The following is a 20,634-nucleotide window of genomic DNA, read 5'->3' on the forward strand; positions in this document are numbered from 1 at the left end:
GCGGTGGCGAGACGCCATCGGCCGCTTCGGTCACCCTCCCCGGAACGCCGCCCGGGCGACAACGGTTGCACTGCGTTGCAGCGCCCTCGGGCGGACCGGGACAATGGGCGGCTCCAGGACGGACCGATGAGCGTATGAGGGGCACCACCCGAGGGACCGGGCAGTACGGAGAACAGCGTGAGCGACAGAGCGATCGACGGCGCCATCTGGTCGGACCGGGACAACCGCGCCACCGCACACCGTCTCGCCACGGTCCGCGAGGCGGTGCTCGCGGGCGAGAGCACGCCGGGCCGGAGTTCCGGGTCACCGCGCCCGGTGATCGGTGAATCCTGGCACCGGGTCCGGGTCTCGGGCGTCGACCCGGACCGGGACCGCCCCCAAGTCCCCCTGTCGGTAGCGGAGTTGGAGCAGCGCCGGCAGATGTCCCCGCTGGCGGGGGTACTGCCGATGCTCGGTGAGGGGCTGTTACCGGCCGCCGACGCCGCACAGCAGATCATGGTCGTCACCGACGCCGAGGGCCGGGTGCTGTGGCGCGAGGGCAGCGCGCCGGTCCGCCGGATGGCCGACCGACTGGGCTTCGACAAGGGCGCCGACTGGACAGAGGACGTCGTCGGCACCAACGCCATCGGCACGGCACTGGTGGCCGGCCGGCCGGTGCTCGTGCACTCCGCGGAGCACTTCGTCCGCAGCCACCACCAGTGGACATGCGCCGCGGCACCGCTCCACGACCCGCGCGACGGGCGCCTGCTGGGCACGGTGGACCTCAGCGGCCCGGCGGCCTCCTTCCACCCCATGACACTCTCACTGGTGTCCGCCGTCGCCCGGCTCGCCGAGGGCGAACTGCGCACCCGCCACCATCTGTCCCTGGAACGGCTGCGGTCGAGCGCGGCACCGGTGCTGGCGCGGATCGGCGGGCGGGCGCTGGCCGTCGACCCGAGCGGCTGGGTCGTGGGGGTGACGGGCCTGACGCCGCCGGACCGGGTGGCGCTGCCCAAGGCGCCCGAGGCCGGGCCGCTGTGGCTGCCGCGGTACGGCAGGTGTGCCCTGGAGCCGTTACCCGGCGGCTGGCTGATCCGGGTCGGGGGCCGGGAACGGGACATCGGGCCGAGCCGGGTGGTGCTGGACGTCAGCGGCCGGGACGGCTCGACGGTCACCGTCAGCGGACCGGCCGGCAGCTGGTCGCACGAGCTGACCCCGCGCCATGCCGAGCTGCTGTTCGTCCTCGCCGCGCATCCGCAGGGGCGCAGCGCCGCCGAACTCGCCCGGGACCTCTTCGGCGACGACAGCCGTACGGTCACGGTACGGGCCGAGCTGTCCCGGCTGCGCCGCCATCTCACGAGCGTGCTGGCGCACCGCCCGTACCGCTTCGCGGACGGGGTGGAGGTGGAGCTCCTGCTGCCGCCGCGGCCCGACCGTCTGCTGCCGCAGTCCTCGGCGCCCGCGGTGGCGACGGCGCGGCTGGGGTGACGGGGCGGCAGGGACCCGGGGCTGGGCGGCAGAGACCCGGGGACGGCAGGGGGAGGCGGGCAGCAGGTCCGGGCGGACACCAAGGCCACGGGGAGGGCCGTACGGGCCGGCCCCGGCTGCTGGCCCAGGTCAATGTCGCCCTCGGCCCGGAGCCGACCCTCGACCGGGCCCGCGAGGAACTGCATGCGTACTACCGGCCGAGCAGCCACACCGACCACGTCGTGCGGGGACTGCTCACCACCGGACCGCAGATCCGCGAGGCGGTGGCCGCGTTCCGTGCGATCGGCGCGGACGAAGTGATGCTCTACTGCTGGTCCCCGGACCCGGACCAGGTCGAGCGGCTGGCCGACGCGGTGTTCCACGGCGAATAGCGGGTCGGGGGGGGCCGTTCGGCCGTCTGCACTCGCCGCTGCCGGGGCGCCCGCCTAGCGTGCCGACAGCGGACCGTGCACCCCGCGAGGGGCGCCCCGGGAAGCGCGGTCACGGGAGGTGAGCGATGAGCCCGACGGACCCGGCGGAACCGGCGGAAGCGGCGGAAGCGCCCCCCGGGCAGCCGGCGGCCGCACGCCGGCCCAGGTGGGGCGTGCTGGCGCTGGCCGGGCTCATCGGCATCGGCATGGTGCGGCAGGGGGTGTCCGGTGAGGCCGACGGGCCGCCGCAGCCGGGGGCCGGCACCGCCCTCTTCCCCGGCGACCTCCCGCCCGAGGGCCCCGCGCCGCCGCCGCTGCCCCGTTCCGCCCCCGCCCGGGTGGCGATTCCGTCGATCGAGGTGTCGGCCCCGCTGATGCCGCTGGGCCTGGACAAGGACGGCTGGATCGAGGGCCCGCCGGCCGACGCCCCCCGGCTGGCGGGCTGGTACGCGCACGCACCGACCCCGGGCGAGAACGGCACCGCCGTCATCGTCGGACATGTCGACACCCGCGGCGGGCCCGCCGTCTTCTACGGGCTGGGCGCCCTGGAGAAGGGCCGGACGATCCGGGTCACCCGCGAGGACGGGCGGACCGCGGTCTTCGAGGTCTACGGCATCCAGGTCTTCGACAAGCGGAAGTTCCCCGCCCGGAAGGTCTACGGCCCCACCGGACGCCCCGAACTGCGCGTCCTGACCTGCGGCGGCGCCTACGAGGCGGGGTCCGGCTACGCGGGCAACGTGGTGGTCTTCGCCCGGATGGCAGAGCCGGGATGACGGAGGCCGGATGACGGAGGCCGGATGACGGAGGCCGGCCGCCGAACGTACTCCTCAGGTGGTGCGGGCGAAGGGATCGGTCACGGGGCGGTTCCGCCACGCGGCGAGCGCGCAGCCGACGGCGAGGAGGAAAGCGGCTTCGCCGGCGCCCAGGTACGAGAGGGGTTCCTGGATCGGCCAGGCCCAGGGCTGGGCCGATCCTCCCGGCCGGCGGCCGGCCGCGGCACACACCAGGGGCAGCGCGGCGACGCAGATCGCGGCGATACCCGGTCCCAGCACGGCGCGGACGACGAGGGCACTGCCGAGGAAGCCGGCACAGTTGCGGGCGAGGGACAGGGCTTCGGGCCGGTCCCACAGCAGCTGGATTCCCGCCGCCGTCACGAGGGCCAGCAGGGCGAATGTCACGCACAGCGCCACGGTGCGCCGACCGTTGTGGCGCAACGCCACCTCCTCGGCGAGGGTGTCCCCGCGATCGAGCCCGTGCAGGAGCAGCACCACCGGCAGGACTCCCAGGAACTGGGTGACCAGAAGCCGCCCGGAGGGGCCGGCCACGGCGGGTACGGGGATGGCTTCCTGGCGCACCAGGATCGCCATGACGTGGACCGCGAAGAGGGCGGGCAGCACTGCGGGGACGTTCCTGGCCTTGAGCCACCAGATCATCGTGTCGTCTCCCTGGTCCGGTGGGCGGGGACGGGCGCGGGGTGGGTGGTGCAGTCCCGCAGGGCCTTGCTGTTGTGCCGGAACCACGCCAGCTGCTCGTCACTGCCCGCGTGACGGACGTCCGCGGCGACGGCGGTTTCCTTCGCGCCGTAGTGGCTGGCGATGTCGTCGAGAGCGGCACCCGCGGTGAGCGAGAGCCATGCCGCGGTGGGGCCGTAGGCGTCGTCGCCGGGATACGGGCTGCCCGACTGCGCACAGGCAGGCGGGCCGGGGGGCAGCAGGCTCGTACCCACTCCCGTGCGTACCTCGGACGGTGTGGGATCGGGCCAGGAGCCGATGGACGCCTCCCCCTTGCCCGGATGCTCTTCCATGGTGAGGGTGTCCGGTAGGGCGACACCGGCCTGTTGCAGACGCCGACGTGCCTCGGCGGCGTTGAGGCGGACCATCCCTGCGCGGCCGGAGAGCTCCGGCCACAGGCACACCCTCGGATGGTCACCGGCGCACCGCAGCTGCCCGGCCGCCCGGGTGACCGTCGGATCGGCGGGCAGACCGTGGGCAAGGAATCCGCTGCCGGTCAGGCCGGCCACCAGTGCCGCACCGATCAGGGCCCTGCGCAGGCGCACGGCAGTCGCGGTCAGCGCCAGGGCAGCGGCCGCGATGACGCCGCAGGCCAGCACGGCGGCACTGGCCGCGGCCTGCCAGTCCGGTGCTCGGCCGAGGGAGCAGCAGGAGGTCATGCCGCCGGTGACCATGTGGCGCAGCCAGACGGGTTCCACGGCGGCCGGGTAGGCGGTCACCACGAAGCTGAGCACCAGGGCCAGGGAGACCGCCACGACCAGCGGGAGGCGCTTGCCGAGCAGGAAGCCGGCCAGGGCATGGGCGGCGAGCACGACCAGCCATACGAGGGCCATGCCGACCGGTGGCATACCGCCCCGAGGATGCGCCGTGGAGATCGTCAGCGCTACGGCCACCGCCATGCCGAGGGCGCCCAGAGCGAGGACGGGCACCAACAGCGGGAGGGCGACGGCGAGCCCCGACCGGGCCGGGGCCCAGCCGGCGACGTTGCCGCGGGTGAAGCGTGCGCCCTCCCAGGCGCCGGCGGCCGCACAGGCCGGGGCCACGAAGGGCAGCGCGAAGGTGGCGGCGCCCACGGCGCTGGGCCAGTAGCCGGGGGTCACCGACGCGGCGAGGTCGTCCGACAGCAGCACGGCGACGAAGGCCGCCAGCAACGGAGCCAGCCAGGTGGCGGAGGAGGAGCGCGCGACAGTACGCCAGAGCACGGCTCACACCTCCTGGGCGATCAGCTGGGTGTAAGCGCCTTCGGCGCGTCGCCCTTCCGGTGTGCCGGGGGCGGCGAGGGCGAGGAAGGTGTCGGGGTCGCCCTCGAAGCGGGTCCGGCCTCTGTCGAGGATGACGACGTGGTCGTACATGGTGTCGAGGTCTTCGGTCTGGTGGGTGGAGACCACGACCTGGATGTCGGCCAGCAGACTGGTCACCAGCTCGCGGAAGATATGGCGCTGCGAGGGGTCGAGTCCCGCCGTCGGCTCGTCGAGCAGCACGACCTCGCTGTCGTGGACGAGAGTGCCCGCTATGCCCATGCGCCGTAGCTGGCCGCCCGAGAGCTGGTGGCTCTTGCGGTCTGCCAGGCTGCCGAGCTTCACCCGCCCCAGGGCCTCGCGTGACCGGTCCCAGGCGTCGGCGCGGGACATGCCTTTCAACCAGCCGATATAGGCGACGTTTTCCCGGACCGTGAGCCCCGGCATCGGTGTGACGTGCTGCGGGAGCCAGCCCACGGCCTTGCGGTAGGCCGCTCGGGCAGGTCGCTGCCCGGGGTCCATCCCCTTCCACGTCACGGTTCCTCCGGTAGGGGATATCCAGGAGGCGGCGATACCTAAGAGCGTGGATTTGCCGGCGCCGTTCGGCCCCAGGAGGACGGTTGCCCTGTGATCGATGGAGAGATCGAGCCGGTGGAGAACGGGCACCTTCCTGCCGTAGCGGAAGGAGCACCCGGTGAATTGCAGAGACATGCCATCCTTGCTGTCGCGAGCCGTACAGAAACCGGCCGGGAGCCCTGTGCGCGCTCCCGGCCGATGTTTCGTCAATTATTGCGTCGGGGCTCCCTGCGGGTCCCGGTATCCGCGGATCCGTCTCTCCGTGGACCCGTCTCTCGCGCATCGGTCTCTCCGCGTATCCGCTTCGACAGGCGGGCATCGGAGACCGGCACCCCACACTGTGAGCAGGTGTCTCACCATTCGGGACGTGGCTCCGCCCCGTTCACCCGCAACGCCCCCGGGCCCCGCTCCCGGTGTGATGTGCTGGCCCCATGAGCATCTCGGTCACCACGTGGTACCTCGAGCAGACCTCGCGCGCCGACCTGTCCCCCGCCGCGGGGCCGACGGCCGAGCAGGACATCCGGATCGTCCGCTCACAGATACCGTCGCCGGAATTCAGCCGCTTCCTCTATACGGCGGTGGGTGGCGATGTCACCTGGACCGACCGGCTGGGATGGCCGTACGCAGAGTGGATGGCACACCTCGGACGCCCCGGGGTGGAGACCTGGGTGGCGTATGAGCATGGCACGCCGGCCGGGTTCGTCGAGCTGGCAGCGGAGGCGGACGGATCCGTGGAGATCGTTTACTTCGGCCTCGCCCCGGCTTTCCGGGGGCGCCGGATCGGCGGACACCTGCTCTCCCACGGCACCGAGCGGGCCTGGGATCTGGCCGAGCGGTGGCCGGAGCTGGCACCGACCAAGCGGGTGTGGGTGCACACGTGCAGCCTGGACGGTCAGCACGCGCGAGCCAACTACGAGCGGCGCGGCTTCCGGGTGTACGAGACCACGGTGACCGAGGAACCCGACGTACCGGCCCCCGGCCCCTGGCCCGGCGCGGGCCCCACGGAACCGGCGTAGCCGACAGGACCGGCGTGGCCGACGCAGCCGGCAAGGCCGGCGAGCTCCGCGGAGCCGACGGGATCCGCGGAGCCGCCCCCCTCCCCCACCGGCACGCCCGCCGGCGAGTGACCGACACCACACCGTCTCGCCATGCGAGACCCAGGTGTCCGGATTCTGGATGACGGTGGACTGGCCGGAGAGCGGCGTGCCAGGCTTCCGTCATGTCTCGAGCTGGAATTGCCTTGGTGAGTCGGCGGCACGTCGACCTCGGCCGCATGTCCAGCGCCATTTGTCGGGCGCGCTGAGGCTGCACCCAGCAGGGGCCCCTCGACCCCTGGCAGCACCCGGCACCACCGCATCTCACGCCGTCCCCATCGTCGCGGACGCGCTGACACCCCTCGACCCGCAGGCCTTCCGACGCGTTTGCCACGCGCCGTATTCCGGTATGCCTGCGCAGGTCAGCGCGGGTACTCAGCGCCCCGTCGGCATTCCTTGAGCCCGCCCAGAAGGACGTACACCCATGGCCGCCTCCCCCGAACGTCCCGCAGCTGCCACGACCCGCCGCAAGGCCGGACGCCACCGCGGCGAGGGCCAGTGGGCCGTGGGCCACCACACGCCGCTCAACGGCAACGAGCAGTTCAAGAAGGATGACGACGGTCTCAATGTGCGGACCCGCATTGAGACGATCTACTCCAAGTCGGGTTTCGACTCCATCGACCCCAACGATCTGCGCGGGCGGATGCGTTGGTGGGGCCTCTACACCCAGCGCAAGCCCGGGATCGACGGCGGCAAGACCGCGATCCTGGAGCCGGAGGAGCTGGACGACAAGTACTTCATGCTGCGGGTGCGCATCGACGGCGGACGCCTGAGCGTGGCCCAGCTGCGCGCCATCGGCGAGGTCTCCGAGCAGTACGCCCGCGGCACCGCGGACATCACCGACCGGCAGAACATCCAGCTGCACTGGATCCGCATCGAGGACGTCCCCGCCATCTGGGAGAAGCTGGAGGCCGTGGGCCTGTCCACGACCGAGGCCTGCGGCGACTGCCCGCGCGTGATCATCGGCTCCCCGGTGGCCGGCATCGCGGCGGACGAGATCATCGACGGCACCCCGGCCGTCGACGAGATCCACGAGCGCTACATCGGCAGCAAGGAATTCTCCAACCTGCCGCGGAAGTTCAAGACGGCGATCTCCGGCTCGCCCGTCCAGGACGTGGTCCACGAGATCAACGACGTGGCGTTCGTCGGCGTCGTCCACCCCGAGCACGGCCCCGGCTTCGACCTCTGGGTCGGCGGCGGCCTGTCCACCAACCCCAAGCTCGCCCAGCGCCTGGGCACCTGGGTGCCGCTGGACGAGGTCGCCGACGTGTGGGCCGGCGTCGTCGGCATCTTCCGGGACTACGGCTACCGCCGGCTGCGCACCCGCGCCCGGCTGAAGTTCCTGATGGCCGACTGGGGCCCGGAGAAGTTCCGCCAGGTGCTGGAGGACGAGTACCTGCAGCGCAAGCTGGCCAACGGCCCCGCTCCCGAGGAGCCGGTCTCCACGTGGCGCGACCACATCGGGGTGCACCGGCAGCAGGACGGCCGCTTCTACGTGGGCTTCGCCCCGCGGGTGGGCCGGGTCGACGGCACCACCCTCACCAAGATCGCCGAACTGGCCGCCGCCCACGGCTCCGACCGGCTGCGCACCACCGTCGAGCAGAAGATGATCGTCCTCGACGTCGAGCAGGACCAGGTCGACGGGCTGGTCGCCGGGCTGGAGGCGCTGGACTTCCAGGTCACCCCCTCGCCGTTCCGGCGCGGCACGATGGCCTGCACCGGTATCGAGTTCTGCAAGCTGGCCATCGTCGAGACCAAGGGCCGTGGCGCCTCGCTGATCGACGAACTGGAGCGCCGGATGCCGGACTTCCGGGAGCCGGTCACCATCAACCTCAACGGCTGCCCGAACGCCTGCGCCCGTATCCAGGTCGCGGACATCGGTCTCAAGGGCCAGCTGGTCCTGGACGACGACGGCAACCAGGTCGAGGGCTACCAGGTACACCTGGGCGGCGCGCTGGGCCTGGAGGCCGGCTTCGGCCGCAAGGTCCGCGGTCTGAAGGTCACCGCCGATGAACTCCCCGACTACGTCGAGCGGGTGCTGCGCAACTTCGAGGCGCAGCGCGAGGAGGACGAGCGGTTCGCCCAGTGGGCTGCCCGTGCGGAAGAGGGTGCGCTGAAGTGAGCGAGCGCACCGAGGCTGAGCGGGGGGCACAGTGAGTGAGCGTGCGGCGCCGTTCTACTGCCCGTACTGCGGGGACGAGGACCTGCGGCCCTCGGAGGAGGGTCACGGTGCGTGGGAATGCCGGTCCTGCAGTCGCGCGTTCCGGCTGAAGTTCCTGGGGCTGCTGACGCCGGGAAGCACCGGCCGGCCCCCTTCCGCTTCCGACGGAGGTACTCCGTGACCACCGCAACCGACCTTCAGCAGCTCGCCGAGCAGGCGGGCCGCGATCTGGAGGACGCGCCCGCCCTGGCCATCCTGGAATGGGCCGCCGAGACCTTCGGTCCGCGCTTCTGCGTCACCTCCTCCATGGAGGACGCGGTCGTCGCGCACCTGGCCTCGCGGGCCTTCCCCGGCGTGGACGTGGTCTTCCTGGACACCGGCTACCACTTCCCCGAGACCCTGGGGACCCGGGACGCGGTGGCCGAGGTGATGGACGTCAACGTCCGCACCCTGACGCCGCGCCAGACGGTCGCCGAGCAGGACGCCGAGCACGGCCCGAGACTGCACGACCGCGACCCGGACCTGTGCTGCGCGCTGCGCAAGGTCAAGCCGCTCGAAGAGGGCCTGGCCGGCTACGACGCCTGGGCGACGGGCCTGCGCCGGGATGAGTCGCCCACCCGGGCGAACACCCCGGTCGTCGGCTGGGACCCCAAGCGGCGCAAGGTGAAGGTCTCCCCGATCGCCCGCTGGACGCAGGCCGATGTGGACGCGTACGTGAACGAGCACGGGGTGCTCACCAACCCGTTGCTGACGGACGGCTACGCCTCCGTGGGCTGCGCGCCCTGCACCCGCCGGGTGCTGGAGGGCGAGGACGCCAGGGCCGGCCGCTGGGCCGGCAGCAACAAGACCGAGTGCGGGCTGCACGGATGACCGAGCATCAGGAGATATCCATGACGGGCGCCACGATCTGGCTGACCGGTCTGCCGAGCGCGGGCAAGACGACCCTCGCGCACGAACTGGCCGGGAAGCTGCGCGGCGACGGCCACCGCGTCGAGGTGCTGGACGGCGACGAGATCCGCGAGTTCCTGTCCGCCGGCCTCGGCTTCACCCGCGAGGACCGGCACACCAACGTCCAGCGGATCGGCTTCGTGGCCGAACTGCTGGCGAGCAACGGCGTCAAGGCGCTGGTGCCGGTGATCGCGCCGTACGCGGACAGCCGGGAGGCCGTACGGGGGCGCCACCAGAGCGAGGGCACCCCCTACCTGGAGGTGCATGTGGCCACGCCCGTCGAGGTGTGCTCCGAGCGGGATGTGAAGGGGCTCTACGCCAAGCAGGCGGCCGGTGAGATCTCCGGTCTGACCGGCGTGGACGACCCGTACGAGGCGCCCGCCTCACCCGACCTGCGCATCGAGTCGCACACCCAGACCGTGCAGGAGTCCGCGGCGGCACTGCATGCGCTGCTCACCGAAAGGGGACTGGCATGACGACCGTCACGGCCGTGACCGGGAACGCCGAGGACGCCGACAACCCGTACGCCCTCTCCCACCTCGACGCCCTGGAGTCGGAGGCGGTGCACATCTTCCGTGAGGTGGCGGGTGAGTTCGAGCGGCCGGTGATCCTGTTCTCCGGCGGCAAGGACTCCATCGTCATGCTGCACCTGGCGCTGAAGGCGTTCGCGCCGGCCGCGGTGCCGTTCTCGCTGCTGCACGTCGACACCGGGCACAACTTCCCCGAGGTCCTGGACTACCGCGACCGTACGGTGGAGCGGCACGGTCTGCGGCTGCACGTCGCCTCCGTGCAGGACTTCATCGACCGCGGTGAGCTGCGCGAGCGCCCCGACGGCACCCGCAACCCGCTGCAGACCGTCCCGCTGCTGGACGCCATCGACAAGGGCCGCTTCGACGCGGTCTTCGGCGGCGGCCGCCGGGACGAGGAGAAGGCGCGCGCCAAGGAGCGGGTGTTCTCGCTGCGCGACGAGTTCGGCGGCTGGGACCCGCGCCGCCAGCGCCCCGAGCTGTGGCAGCTCTACAACGGCAAGCACTCCCCCGGCGAGCACGTCCGCGTCTTCCCGCTGTCCAACTGGACCGAGCTGGACGTGTGGCAGTACATCGCCCGCGAGAAGATCGAGCTGCCCGCCATCTACTACGCCCACGAGCGCGAGGTCTTCGCCCGCAGCGGTATGTGGCTCTCCCCCGGCGAGTGGGGCGGCCCCAAGGACGGCGAGAGCCTGGAGCGGCGGCAGGTGCGCTACCGCACCGTCGGCGACATGTCCTGCACCGGTGCCGTCGACTCCGACGCCGACACCATCGAGGCGGTGATCGCGGAGATCGCCGCGTCCCGGCTCACCGAGCGGGGCGCCACCAGGGCCGACGACAAGATGTCCGAGGCCGCCATGGAGGACCGCAAGCGCGAGGGGTACTTCTAACATGAGCACGAACACGACTGCGGGCACGAGTACGGGCGCGGCCGGCATCATCGAGGCGGGTGCCACCTCGCTGCTGCGCTTCGCCACCGCGGGCTCCGTCGACGACGGCAAGTCCACGCTGGTGGGCCGGCTGCTGCACGACTCCAAGTCGGTGCTCACCGACCAGCTGGAGGCCGTCGAGCGCGCCTCCCTGGGCCGCGGGCAGGAGACGCCCGACCTGGCGCTGCTGACCGACGGGCTGCGCGCCGAGCGCGAGCAGGGCATCACCATCGATGTCGCCTACCGCTACTTCGCCACCCCGCGGCGCCGGTTCATCCTGGCGGACACCCCCGGGCATGTGCAGTACACCCGCAACATGGTCACCGGCGCCTCCACCGCCGAGCTGGCCGTGGTGCTGGTCGACGCCCGCAACGGCGTGGTCGAGCAGACCCGCCGGCACGCCGCGGTCGCCGCCCTGCTGCGCGTCCCGCATGTGGTGCTGGCCGTCAACAAGATGGACCTGGTCGACTACGCCGAGCCCGTCTTCGCCGCCATCGCCGAGGAGTTCACGACCTACGCGGCCTCGCTGGGCGTCCCGGGCTGGAGGTCTGGGGGGAACCTCCAGGACAAGTGGTGCACCGCCATCCCGATCTCGGCGCTGGCCGGCGACAACGTGGTGTCGCCGTCCGCGAACATGGACTGGTACGGCGGCCCCACCGTGCTGGAGCACCTGGAGACCGTGCCCGTCGTCGACGACCCGTCACAGGACCCGGCGCGCTTCCCGGTCCAGTACGTCATCCGTCCGCAGACCGCCGAGCACCCCGACTACCGCGGCTACGCGGGCCAGATCGCCTCCGGTGTGCTGCGCGTCGGCGACGCCGTCACCGCCCTGCCCTCGGGCCGCACCAGCACCATCGAGGCGATCGACGCCCTGGGCCAGGCCGTGGACGCCGCCTGGGCACCGCAGTCGGTCACCGTCCGCCTCACCGACGACCTCGACATCTCACGCGGTGACCTGATCGCCCCTACGGCCACCGCGCCGGACCTCTCGCAGGACATCGAGGCCACCGTCTGCCACGTGGCGGACCGTCCCCTGACCGTCGGCCAGCGGGTGCTGCTCAAGCACACCACCCGCACCGTGAAGGCCCTGGTCAAGGACATCCCGTCCCGTCTCACCCTGGACGATCTCTCCCCGCACCCGGCCCCCGGCGAACTCGCCGCCAACGACATCGGCCGCGTCACCCTCCGCACCGCCGAACCCCTGGCCCTGGACGCCTACGCCGACTCCCGCCGCACCGGCTCCTTCCTCCTGATCGACCCGGCAGACGGTACGACCCTGACCGCGGGGATGGCGGGCAACGCCTTCGCCGAGGCGGCCGCCGAGGCCGCTGTGGCCGACGGCGCGGACGACGACGAGGGATGGGACTTCTGAGCATGCTCCAGGACGTGTTCTCGACCTTCGCGAAGGAGGGCGGCCGCATCGGCAGCGGCGCCCTGGGCAGCGGGCAGGGCGGAGTCGGCCGATGTGTCCGCTGACGATGCACGGCTCCGTATCCCCCACACCCCCCTTCCGAAGATCCATCGATCTGCCGGGCGCGCCCTAGAAGGCGCGTACTGACCCGGCCCTCCGAGAGGACCCCCTCCCGTGTCTGCCGTTCGTCACCGCCTGCTGGCGGCCGCCACCGCCGTCCCGCTCCTGATCGGGGCGCTGGGCGCCTGCGGTTACGGTTCCGAGGCCAAGAAGGACACCGCGGCCGGTGTCGCGCCCAAGGGCGCCAAGACCGACGGGCTCGATCACCTCACGATCGGGTTCTTCGGCAACACCACCCATGCGACTCCCCTGATCGGCCTCCAGAACGGTGCGTTCCAGAAGGAACTGGGCGGCACCGAGGTGAAGGCCGCCCCCTTCAACGCGGGCCCCGCCGAGATCGAGGCGCTGAACTCGGGCGCCGTCGACATCGGCTGGATCGGCCCCTCCCCCGCGATCAACGGCTACGTCAAGTCGCACGGCAAGAGCCTGAAGATCATTGGCGGTTCGGCCTCCGGCGGTGTCTCGCTGGTGGTCAACCCCAAGAAGATCAAGAGCCTGAACGATCTCAAGGGCAAGAAGATCGCGACCCCGCAGCTGGGCAACACCCAGGACGTCGCGCTGCTGAATTACCTGTCGGGCAAGGGCCTCAAGGTCGACCCCACCACCGGCAAGGGCGATGTCACCGTTCAGCGCACCGACAACAAGGTGACGCCGACCGTCTTCCAGCAGGGCGGGATCGACGGCGCGTGGGTGCCCGAGCCCACCGCTTCCAAGCTCGTCGCCGAGGGCGGCAAGACGCTGCTGGACGAGAAGAAGCTGTGGAAGGACGGGAAGTTCGTCATCACGAACATGATCGTCTCGCAGAAGTTCCTCAAGGCGCACCCCAAGGCCGTCGAGGCGGTGCTGCGGGCCTCGGTGAAGACCAACGCCTGGATCCGGTCGCACCCGGCCGAGGCGAAGAAGGCCCTCAACGACAAGCTCGCCTCCCCGGACGTGGCCGGCAAGGCGCTGCCGCAGAACGTCCTCGACCCGGCGTTCAAGAACGTCGATGTCACCGATGACCCGCTGGCCGCCACCCTCCACGAGGAGGCGGACCACGCCGTCAAGGCGGGTCTGCTCAAGAAGCCCGACCTCAAGGGCATCTACGACCTCACGCTGCTCAACAAGGTGCTGAAGTCCGAGGGCCAGCAGCCGGTCTCCGACGCCGGACTCGGCAGCAAGTAGCCCCGTCGCACCGCTTTTCCCCAGGAGGTGACACCGATGACGACCACCACGCTCCCCCAGCAGCAACCCGCCACGGCGGACCCGGGCACCACCGTGCCGTACGCGGCCCGCATCGACCATGTCTCGAAGTCGTTCGGCCGCACCGGCGCACAGCAGCATGTCCTGGACGACATCAGCATCGATGTGGCGCCCGGTGAGTTCGTCTGCCTCCTGGGGGCCTCGGGCTGCGGCAAGTCCACCCTCCTCAACCTCGTGGCCGGTCTGGACGCGCCGTCCGCCGGCGCCATCGAGACGCCCGGCGGGCGGCCGGCCCTGATGTTCCAGGAACATGCGCTGTTCCCGTGGCTGACCGCCGGCCGCAACATCGAACTGGCGCTGCGGCTGCGCGGGGTGCCGCGCGCGGAGCGCCGGGACGAGGCCGAGCGGCTGCTGGAACTCGTCCGGCTCAAGGGGGCCCACGGCAAGCGGGTGCACGAGCTGTCGGGCGGTATGCGCCAGCGCGTGGCGATGGCCCGCGCCCTGGCCCAGGACAGCCAACTGCTGCTGATGGACGAGCCGTTCGCCGCGCTCGACGCGATCACCCGCGATGTGCTGCACGACGAGCTGACCCGCATCTGGCGAGAGACGAACCTCTCGGTCCTGTTCGTCACCCACAACGTCCGCGAGGCCGTGCGGCTCGCCGAGCGGGTGGTGCTGCTGTCCTCCCGCCCCGGCAAGATCGCCCGCGAGTGGCGGGTGGACATCCCGCAGCCGCGCCGCATCGAGGACGCCGCGGTCGCCGACCTTTCCATCGAGATCACCGAACAGCTCCGTGGGGAGATCCGCCGCCATGGCCAGCACTGAGACCAAGGACCTCTCCGCCGCCCGGAAGGACGAGGGCACCGCGACCGGCGGCGACGCCACTGCGGCCGGTGACATCGCCGGCCTGGAGGCCGGGCTCGACGCCCTGGAATCCCGGGTCGTCGACCGGCAGCCGTGGCTGCGCACCTTCGCCTCGAAGGCGTTCCCTCCCCTCGTCGCGATCGTCATCGTGCTCGTGGTGTGGCAGCTCGCCTACCACTTCGAGCTGAAGCCGCACTACCTGCTGCCGAGCCCCGTCGACGTCGCGCACTCGCTGCAGCAGAAGTGGCTCGAGGGCACCCTGCTGGGCTTCGTGTGGACCAGCGTCTCCCGTGGCGCCCTGGGCTTCGTCGTCTCGGTGGCTCTCGGTACGGTGCTCGGGCTGGTCGTCGCCCGGGTCAAGGCCGTACGGGCCGCGATCGGGCCGATCCTGAGCGGGCTGCAGTCGCTGCCGTCGGTGGCCTGGGTCCCGGCCGCGATCATCTGGTTCGGGCTGAGCGACGCCACGATCTACGCGGTGGTGCTGCTCGGCGCGGTCCCGTCCATCGCCAACGGCCTGGTGGCGGGCGTCGACCAGATCTCCCCGCTCTACCTGCGGGCCGGCCGTACCATCGGCGCCACCGGGCTGGCCGGCATCCGCCATGTGCTGCTCCCGGCCGCGCTGCCGGGCTATATCGCCGGGCTCAAGCAGGGCTGGGCGTTCTCCTGGCGCTCCCTGATGGCCGCCGAGCTCATCGTCAACGCGCCCGATCTGGGCACCGGGCTGGGCCAGCTGCTGGAGCAGGGCCGCGAGGTCCAGGACATGTCCTGGGTGCTCGCCGCGATCCTCCTCATCCTCCTCGTCGGCATCGGCATCGAGCTGCTGATCTTCGCCCCCATCGAACGCCGGGTGCTGCGCAGCCGCGGCCTCCTCGTGAAGAGCTGAACCATGGACCTGTGCCCCCCTCGCCCCACGCTTCTCGTCGTCGCCCACGGCAGCCGCGATCCGCGGCACGCCGCGGCCGTCTCCGCGCTCTGTGCGCGGGTGCGGGCGCTGCGGCCGGGGCTGCGCGTCGAGGTCGGCTACCTCGACTTCAACGCGCCCCGGGTGCCGCGGGTGCTGGAGCGGCTGTCGGCGGAGGCGGAGGCGGAGGCGGAGGAGCGGCGCGCGGCGGCGTCCGGGCGTCGTGGCGGACCGGGAGAGGGCGTACGGGAGGTGGTGGCGCTGCCGCTGCTGCTGACCCGCGCCTTCCACGCCAAGTCCGACATCCCGGCGGTCCTGCGGGCGGCGACGGCACGGCTGCCCCGGCTGGCCGTCCGTCAGGCCGAGGTGCTGGGCCCTTCGCCGCTGCTGACCGCCGCGCTGGAGCGCCGGCTGGCACAGGCCGGGGTGCGGCCCGGCGACCGTGGCTCGACCGGGGTCGTGCTGGCCTCGGCGGGCTCCTCCGACCCGGAGGCGAGCGCAGTGATCGCTGAAATCGCGCGGGAGTGGCGGCACACCGCTGGCTGGTGTGCCGTGCGACCTGCGTTCGCCTCCGCATCTCTTCCCCGTACGGCCGACGCGGTGCGGGAACTGCGGGCCGAGGGCGTCGGCCGGGTGGCCGTGGCCCCGTACGTCATCGCCCCGGGCTTCCTCCCGGATCGCATTGCCGCCGGGGCCCGTGAGGCCGGGGCCGATGTCCTCGCCCCCGTCCTCGGCCCGGCACCCGAGCTGGCCCGCCTGCTGCTGCGGCGCTACGAAGCGGCGGTCCTGGACGGCGCCCGTGGGGACCTGACGGCGCTGACCGCCTGACGGGTCCCCACGGGCGGCGGGTCAGACCTGCGCGGAGACCTGCGCGGTGCGCAGCCAGACCGTCGTCCACGGCGGCAGTGCGTCGCCGGTGACCGGTGCGGAGGCCAGCAGCAACTCTCCGGGCGGCAACGGCCTGGGCTCGCCCGACAGGTTGGTCACGCACTCCCAGCCGCCCGAGCGGCGGAAGTGCAGGACGTCCGGGCGGGCCGTCGGCGCGTCATCGGCCCATTCCAGCGCCTCGTCGGCCAGCAGCCGGCGGCGGGTGGCGAGCGCCGTGCGGTACAGCTCCAGAGGCGAGGACGCCACACCCTGCTGGGCCTCGACGGACAGCTCGCCCCATCCGGCCGGCTGCGGCAGCCAGGCACCCCCGCCGCCGAAGCCGTACGAGCTGCCCTCGCGCCGCCAGGGCAGGGGCACCCGGCAGCCGTCCCGCCCCTTCAGCCGGCCTCCGCTGCGGGTCCACACCGGGTCCTGGAGGCTGTCCCGGGAGAGGCCGGCGACCTCGGGCAGCCCCAGTTCCTCGCCCTGGTAGACGTAGCCGGAGCCCGGCAGGGCCAGCATCAACAGGGTGGCGGCCAGCGCCCGGCGCAGCCCGAACTCCCGGGCCAGGACGGGTTCCTGTCCGTCGGAGAGCAGCCAGGCCTCCTCGTCGCGGCCGTCCGGCAGGCCGTACCGGGAGGCGTGCCGGATCACATCGTGGTTGGACAGCACCCAGGTCGCGGTGGCCCCGGCCGCCCGTGCGTCGGCGAGTGCGGTGTCGATGGCGGCGCGCAGCTCCCCGGCGTGCAGCGCGGCCCTGAGGAAGTCGAAGTTGAAGGCCTGGCCGAGTTCCTGCGGGGTGGCGTAGGCGGTACGGCGGGAGCTGCGTACCCAGGCCTCGGCGACGGCGACCCGCGGCGGGTCGTACTCGTTGAAGACCTTGCGCCAGTCGCGGAAGATGTCGTGCACCTCGTCGCGGTCCCAGAAGGGGTGGCTGCCGTCCTCGGGGAGGTCCGCGGGCGTGTAGCCCTCGACGGTGCCGATGTCGCGCAGCGGCGCGGCCAGGTCCTTGGCCAGGCCGTGGGCCACATCGACCCGGAAGCCGTCGACGCCGCGGTCCGACCAGAAGCGCAGGGTGTGCAGGAAGTCCGCGCGGACCTCGGGGTTGTCCCAGTTGAAGTCGGGCTGCTCGGGGGCGAAGAGATGGAGGTACCACCAGCCGTCCGGCAGCCGGGTCCAGGCGGGGCCGCCGAAGCAGGAGACCCAGTCGGTGGGCGGCAGTTCGCCCCGCTCGCCCTTGCCCTCGCGGAAGACGTACCGCTCGCGGGCCGCGGATCCGGGCTCCGCGCGCAACGCCTCCTGGAACCAGAGGTGCTGGTCGGAGGAGTGGTTGGGCACGATGTCGACCATCACCTTGAGGCCAAGGCGGTGTGCCTCGGCCACCATGGCATCGAAGTCGTCGAGGGTGCCCAGACGCGGGTCGACATTGCGGTAGTCGTCGACGTCGTAGCCGCCGTCGGCCAGTTGTGAGGGGTAGAAGGGGCTCAGCCAGACGGCATCCACACCGAGGCCGGCGAGGTAGGGCAGCCGGGAGGTCACACCGGGGAGGTCTCCGATGCCGTCGCCGTCGGCATCGGCGAAGCTGCGCGGATACACCTGGTAGACGACGGCCTGCCGCCACCAGTCGGTGATGCTGCGGTCGGAGCCGAAGTGCTGTGCGGTCACGGGGAGCCTTTCGGTACGAGAGCGGTCGTATGGGGGCACCTCCCGGCGTCAGCCGGGGGAGGAACGGTGCGTGGTGCGGCGCCGGGTGAAGTGCGGGCAGGAGGGGCGGGCGCCGCCTGGGGCCACAGGTCTCATCCCTTCACCGCCCCGGAGGTCATGCCCGAGACGATCGAGCGACGGAAGATCATGACCAGCACGCCGATCGGCACGGTGGCGGCCACGGCCCCCGCGAACAACGTCCCGTAGGGGACGGTGTACTGGCTGGTGAACAGGGCGATGCCGACCGGAACGGTGCGGTGGCCGTCCTCGCTGTTGAAGGTCAGCGCGAGCAGGAACTCCGACCAGGTCGCGGTGAAGGTGAAGATCCCCGCGGTGAACAGCCCCGGCCGGGCGAGGGGGGCGATGACGGTCGGGACGGTACGCAGCGGGCCCGCGCCGTCCACGGTGGCCGCCTCCTCCAGCTCACGGGGCACACCGACCAGGTAGTTGCGCATGATCCAGATGGCGAACGGCAGGTTCAGCGCGACATAGGGCACGATCAGGCCCGCATAGCTGTTGAGCAGCCCCAGCTGCCGCTCCAGCAGGAAGAGCGGAACGACCAGCGCGATCGGCGGGAAGACGGACAGCATCAGCAGCGCGGTCATGAGAGCGCCGCGGCCCCGCAGCGGGGTGCGGGCCAGGGCGTAGCCCGCGAAGAAGGACAGCCCCAGCACGGCGACCGTGGAAACCGACGCCACCAGCACGCTGTTGAACAGATAGCGGCCGATGCCGTTGCGGACGAAGGCTTCGGCGTAGTTGCCGAGCGTCGCCGCCTTCGGGACCGGGGTCGGCGGGTCGGCGCTGATCTCGCCCGGCCCCTTGAAGGACGACACGATCATCCAGTACAGCGGCAGCGCCGACAGCACGACGATCGCCAGACCGCCCAGGTTGACGGCGTTGACGTACCGGCGGATGCCCGACGCCGGTGCACGGCGGTTCATCCCCGCCCCCCTTCGTCGGCCTGCGCTCGGAAGACCCGCAGGAAGAGCAGACAACAACTGATCACGATGGCGGCGGTGGTGGTCGCCACCGCCGCGCCGCGGCCGATGGCGAGGTTCTGGAAGAGCGTCTTGTATCCCAGGATCGCCAGGGATTCGGTGGCGGTGCCCGGACCGCCCTGGGTCAGGACGAAGGGCAGGTCGAAGATGCCGAAGGCCTGCAGGATGCGGAAGAGGACGGCGATGGCCATGATCGGACGCAGCTGCGGCAGGGTCACCTTCCAGAACGTCGTCCAGGTGCCGGCGCCGTCGATCTCTGCCGCCTCGTAGACGTCGCCGGGAATCAGCATCAGCCCGGCGAGGACGACAATAGCGACAAAGGGCGTGGTCTTCCAGACGTCGACCACCACCATGGCAGCCATGGCGGAGGCGGGCTGCCCGAGGATGTCCGGCTGGTGGCCCAGAATCTCAGTGCAGAGCCAGGTCAGCCCGCCGTAGGTGCCGTTGTAGAGATAGCCCCACAGCTGGGCGGCGACGACATTGATCAGGGCCCAGGGCAGCAGCAGGACCGCCAGGACCCGGCCGCGGGCCGCCCCCAGCCGCTCCAGCACGAGCGCGGCCGCGGTGCCCAGCACCAGCTCCAGCAGGACGGTGACGGCGGTGAACCCGAAGGTGAAAGCGAGCGCCTGGCGCCACTCCGGGCTGCTCAGCACGGCGGCGTAGTGGTCGCCCGTCAGGGACAGGATGCGGAACCCGCCGTACTCCAGGCGGACATCGGCGAAGCTGAGCAGCACCGAGAAGAGCACCGGGAAGACCGTCACGGCGGCGACGGTCAGCAGCGCCGGGGAGGCGAAGAGCCAACCGGTACGCGCCCGGCGGCGTCTGCTCACCCGGGCCGGCCCGCCGCCTGGCGCAGGCGGCGTTTGCCGGCCCGCCGGATCCGGGTCCTGGCGCCGCGACACGGGTGCGGCGGCGGAGGTCATGGCATTCACAGGTTCACTCGCCGGTGGCGCGCCCGGGCCGCTCCGACCGGTATGACGCGGCGCATGGCCTCTGCTCATGCGCCGCGTGTGTCCCCCGCTGAGGTGGCCGCTCAGACGCCCGGGGTGCCGGCAGGCACCTTCCGCCCGAGCCAGGCAGCCAGCCGTCCGTAGGTGTCCACCCCCTCAGGAGCGGGCTGCACCGGTTCGAAGGGCGCGGGGGCTCCGCGCCTCGCCGGCGGCAAGGCGTCCTGGGCATATGCCAGCGAGAACTCCGCCAGTTCCTGGTCGAGTTCAGGGGATGCGCCCAGTGCCTCGCGCAGATCCCATGTGTGCGTGGCAATCTCCATGACGATCGCGCCCAGCGCGGCGCGCATCGGCATCTTGGCGAAACCCAGATCCACGATGCCGTCGAGCGCGCCGTCAGTCAGCCCCCGGCCCGCCGCGGTCAGCCTCTCCCCGGATGCTTTGTACGCCGCCGCCCAGTCGTCGTCCGGTACTTCCTTGATGTCTCCCGGCTCGTCAGCGACCGATCCGCCTTCGGCGATGCACGCGTAGGCAAGCGTATTGCCCAGCACATGGCCGATCAGCGCGCGGATGGTGTACTCCGTGCAGGGCGTGCGGTCGTCGAACCGGCTGGGCTCGACGGTCGCGACCAGGGCGGCGAACTGCCCGGTCGCGCGCTCCAGCAGCAGCCGGGGGTCGAGGGAAGTGTTCATGAGGACTGGCTCCCGTTCATGCAGAGTTCAAAGGCACGTCGTGCGGTGCAGGAGGAAGCGTCCCTCCATAACCTGACACCTACCGTC

22 protein-coding genes are annotated in these 20,634 nt (G+C 71.9%); 15 read left to right on the plus strand and 7 right to left on the minus strand.

All coding sequences use genetic code 11. The features are described 5' to 3' along the window. Positions 1-177: 177 nt before the first annotated feature. From D9V36_RS10080 to D9V36_RS10090, 3 genes are all read left to right on the plus strand, one after another. On the plus strand, positions 178-1,467 hold the full coding sequence (locus D9V36_RS10080; RefSeq protein WP_129293466.1) for a GAF domain-containing protein: 1,290 nt from the start codon (positions 178-180) through the stop codon (positions 1,465-1,467). Next, complete coding sequence (locus D9V36_RS10085; RefSeq protein ID WP_431357657.1) at positions 1,464-1,838, plus strand: hypothetical protein; 375 nt, start codon at positions 1,464-1,466, stop codon at positions 1,836-1,838. Before D9V36_RS10080 ends, D9V36_RS10085 begins: the two co-directional genes overlap by 4 nt. 125 nt (positions 1,839-1,963) lie before the next feature. Beyond that, positions 1,964-2,650 carry a class F sortase gene (locus D9V36_RS10090; protein ID WP_129293467.1) on the plus strand — a complete coding sequence of 229 codons (687 nt, stop codon included), beginning with the start codon at positions 1,964-1,966 and terminating at the stop codon, positions 2,648-2,650. A gap of 54 nt (positions 2,651-2,704) precedes the next feature. On the opposite strand, the gene D9V36_RS10095 is transcribed toward D9V36_RS10090, so the two are convergent. Genes D9V36_RS10095 through D9V36_RS10105 form a run of 3 tightly spaced genes read right to left on the minus strand, consistent with a single transcriptional unit; the run spans position 2,705 to position 5,337 of the window. Next, positions 2,705-3,310, minus strand: a complete 606-nt coding sequence (locus tag D9V36_RS10095; protein ID WP_129293468.1) for a hypothetical protein — start codon at positions 3,308-3,310, stop codon at positions 2,705-2,707. Continuing rightward, the gene (locus D9V36_RS10100) at positions 3,307-4,590 is read right to left on the minus strand and encodes a DUF7224 domain-containing protein (protein WP_129293469.1); all 1,284 of its coding nucleotides are present in this window, start codon (positions 4,588-4,590) and stop codon (positions 3,307-3,309) included. The genes D9V36_RS10095 and D9V36_RS10100 overlap by 4 nt, the downstream gene beginning before the upstream one ends. A gap of 3 nt (positions 4,591-4,593) precedes the next feature. Further along, on the minus strand, positions 4,594-5,337 hold the full coding sequence (locus tag D9V36_RS10105; RefSeq protein WP_129293470.1) for an ABC transporter ATP-binding protein: 744 nt from the start codon (positions 5,335-5,337) through the stop codon (positions 4,594-4,596). A gap of 296 nt (positions 5,338-5,633) precedes the next feature. On the opposite strand from D9V36_RS10105, the gene D9V36_RS10110 reads away from it, so the two are divergent. From D9V36_RS10110 to D9V36_RS10160, 12 genes are all read left to right on the plus strand, one after another. Next, the gene (locus D9V36_RS10110) at positions 5,634-6,218 is read left to right on the plus strand and encodes a GNAT family N-acetyltransferase (RefSeq protein ID WP_129293471.1); all 585 of its coding nucleotides are present in this window, start codon (positions 5,634-5,636) and stop codon (positions 6,216-6,218) included. A gap of 203 nt (positions 6,219-6,421) precedes the next feature. Beyond that, positions 6,422-6,505 (plus strand): putative leader peptide, encoded by an 84-nt coding sequence (locus D9V36_RS43030; protein WP_381650185.1) that lies wholly within the window; start codon positions 6,422-6,424, stop codon positions 6,503-6,505. 215 nt (positions 6,506-6,720) lie between these two features. After that, the gene (locus D9V36_RS10115) at positions 6,721-8,418 is read left to right on the plus strand and encodes a nitrite/sulfite reductase (RefSeq protein WP_129293472.1); all 1,698 of its coding nucleotides are present in this window, start codon (positions 6,721-6,723) and stop codon (positions 8,416-8,418) included. A gap of 31 nt (positions 8,419-8,449) precedes the next feature. After that, positions 8,450-8,638: a hypothetical protein gene (locus D9V36_RS41900; protein ID WP_088800600.1), complete on the plus strand. Its 189-nt coding sequence runs from the start codon at positions 8,450-8,452 to the stop codon at positions 8,636-8,638. Next, positions 8,635-9,327 carry a phosphoadenylyl-sulfate reductase gene (locus D9V36_RS10125; RefSeq protein ID WP_129293473.1) on the plus strand — a complete coding sequence of 231 codons (693 nt, stop codon included), beginning with the start codon at positions 8,635-8,637 and terminating at the stop codon, positions 9,325-9,327. The genes D9V36_RS41900 and D9V36_RS10125 overlap by 4 nt, the downstream gene beginning before the upstream one ends. A gap of 20 nt (positions 9,328-9,347) precedes the next feature. Beyond that, on the plus strand, positions 9,348-9,881 hold the full coding sequence (gene cysC / locus D9V36_RS10130) for an adenylyl-sulfate kinase (protein WP_129293474.1): 534 nt from the start codon (positions 9,348-9,350) through the stop codon (positions 9,879-9,881). Further along, positions 9,878-10,822, plus strand: a complete 945-nt coding sequence (gene cysD / locus D9V36_RS10135) for a sulfate adenylyltransferase subunit CysD (protein ID WP_129293475.1) — start codon at positions 9,878-9,880, stop codon at positions 10,820-10,822. The genes cysC and cysD overlap by 4 nt, the downstream gene beginning before the upstream one ends. Before the next feature lies 1 nt (position 10,823). Beyond that, entirely contained in the window at positions 10,824-12,233 is a 1,410-nt protein-coding gene (locus D9V36_RS10140; protein ID WP_129293476.1) for a sulfate adenylyltransferase subunit 1, read from the plus strand. A gap of 213 nt (positions 12,234-12,446) precedes the next feature. Next, positions 12,447-13,556 (plus strand): aliphatic sulfonate ABC transporter substrate-binding protein, encoded by a 1,110-nt coding sequence (locus tag D9V36_RS10145; RefSeq protein WP_129293477.1) that lies wholly within the window; start codon positions 12,447-12,449, stop codon positions 13,554-13,556. Between the two features lie 36 nt (positions 13,557-13,592). Further along, complete coding sequence (locus D9V36_RS10150) at positions 13,593-14,399, plus strand: ABC transporter ATP-binding protein (RefSeq protein ID WP_206739635.1); 807 nt, start codon at positions 13,593-13,595, stop codon at positions 14,397-14,399. After that, positions 14,386-15,321 (plus strand): ABC transporter permease, encoded by a 936-nt coding sequence (locus D9V36_RS10155; RefSeq protein ID WP_129293479.1) that lies wholly within the window; start codon positions 14,386-14,388, stop codon positions 15,319-15,321. Before D9V36_RS10150 ends, D9V36_RS10155 begins: the two co-directional genes overlap by 14 nt. A gap of 3 nt (positions 15,322-15,324) precedes the next feature. Then, on the plus strand, positions 15,325-16,167 hold the full coding sequence (locus tag D9V36_RS10160; protein WP_129293480.1) for a sirohydrochlorin chelatase: 843 nt from the start codon (positions 15,325-15,327) through the stop codon (positions 16,165-16,167). 21 nt (positions 16,168-16,188) lie between these two features. On the opposite strand, the gene D9V36_RS10165 is transcribed toward D9V36_RS10160, so the two are convergent. The 4 genes from D9V36_RS10165 to D9V36_RS10180 all read right to left on the minus strand — a co-directional run bounded on the left by D9V36_RS10165 (position 16,189) and on the right by D9V36_RS10180 (position 20,547). After that, positions 16,189-17,871, minus strand: a complete 1,683-nt coding sequence (locus tag D9V36_RS10165; protein ID WP_129293481.1) for a glycoside hydrolase family 13 protein — start codon at positions 17,869-17,871, stop codon at positions 16,189-16,191. Between the two features lie 131 nt (positions 17,872-18,002). Beyond that, positions 18,003-18,851: a carbohydrate ABC transporter permease gene (locus tag D9V36_RS10170; RefSeq protein WP_129293482.1), complete on the minus strand. Its 849-nt coding sequence runs from the start codon at positions 18,849-18,851 to the stop codon at positions 18,003-18,005. After that, complete coding sequence (locus D9V36_RS10175; RefSeq protein ID WP_241720785.1) at positions 18,848-19,738, minus strand: carbohydrate ABC transporter permease; 891 nt, start codon at positions 19,736-19,738, stop codon at positions 18,848-18,850. Before D9V36_RS10175 ends, D9V36_RS10170 begins: the two co-directional genes overlap by 4 nt. A 203-nt stretch (positions 19,739-19,941) precedes the next feature. Then, positions 19,942-20,547: a TIGR03086 family metal-binding protein gene (locus D9V36_RS10180; RefSeq protein ID WP_129293484.1), complete on the minus strand. Its 606-nt coding sequence runs from the start codon at positions 20,545-20,547 to the stop codon at positions 19,942-19,944. Between the last annotated feature and the right edge of the window lie 87 nt (positions 20,548-20,634).

Source organism: Streptomyces lydicus, from assembly GCF_004125265.1.
In the GTDB taxonomy this organism is placed as follows: domain Bacteria; phylum Actinomycetota; class Actinomycetes; order Streptomycetales; family Streptomycetaceae; genus Streptomyces; species Streptomyces lydicus_C.

Excerpts from the sequence above, each read along its gene's own strand:
- D9V36_RS10105 (WP_129293470.1), bottom strand. The coding sequence starts at position 5,337 with ATGTCTCTGCAATTCACCGGGTGCTCCTTCCGCTACGGCAGGAAGGTG.
- D9V36_RS10170 (WP_129293482.1), bottom strand. The coding sequence starts at position 18,851 with ATGAACCGCCGTGCACCGGCGTCGGGCATCCGCCGGTACGTCAACGCC.
- D9V36_RS10110 (WP_129293471.1), top strand. The coding sequence starts at position 5,634 with ATGAGCATCTCGGTCACCACGTGGTACCTCGAGCAGACCTCGCGCGCC.
- D9V36_RS10115 (WP_129293472.1), top strand. The coding sequence starts at position 6,721 with ATGGCCGCCTCCCCCGAACGTCCCGCAGCTGCCACGACCCGCCGCAAG.
- D9V36_RS10090 (WP_129293467.1), top strand. The coding sequence starts at position 1,964 with ATGAGCCCGACGGACCCGGCGGAACCGGCGGAAGCGGCGGAAGCGCCC.
- cysC (WP_129293474.1), top strand. The coding sequence starts at position 9,348 with ATGACGGGCGCCACGATCTGGCTGACCGGTCTGCCGAGCGCGGGCAAG.
- D9V36_RS10150 (WP_206739635.1), top strand. The coding sequence starts at position 13,593 with ATGACGACCACCACGCTCCCCCAGCAGCAACCCGCCACGGCGGACCCG.
- D9V36_RS10095 (WP_129293468.1), bottom strand. The coding sequence starts at position 3,310 with ATGATCTGGTGGCTCAAGGCCAGGAACGTCCCCGCAGTGCTGCCCGCC.
- D9V36_RS43030 (WP_381650185.1), top strand. The coding sequence starts at position 6,422 with ATGTCTCGAGCTGGAATTGCCTTGGTGAGTCGGCGGCACGTCGACCTC.
- D9V36_RS10180 (WP_129293484.1), bottom strand. The coding sequence starts at position 20,547 with ATGAACACTTCCCTCGACCCCCGGCTGCTGCTGGAGCGCGCGACCGGG.
- D9V36_RS10155 (WP_129293479.1), top strand. The coding sequence starts at position 14,386 with ATGGCCAGCACTGAGACCAAGGACCTCTCCGCCGCCCGGAAGGACGAG.
- cysD (WP_129293475.1), top strand. The coding sequence starts at position 9,878 with ATGACGACCGTCACGGCCGTGACCGGGAACGCCGAGGACGCCGACAAC.
- D9V36_RS10160 (WP_129293480.1), top strand. The coding sequence starts at position 15,325 with ATGGACCTGTGCCCCCCTCGCCCCACGCTTCTCGTCGTCGCCCACGGC.
- D9V36_RS10140 (WP_129293476.1), top strand. The coding sequence starts at position 10,824 with ATGAGCACGAACACGACTGCGGGCACGAGTACGGGCGCGGCCGGCATC.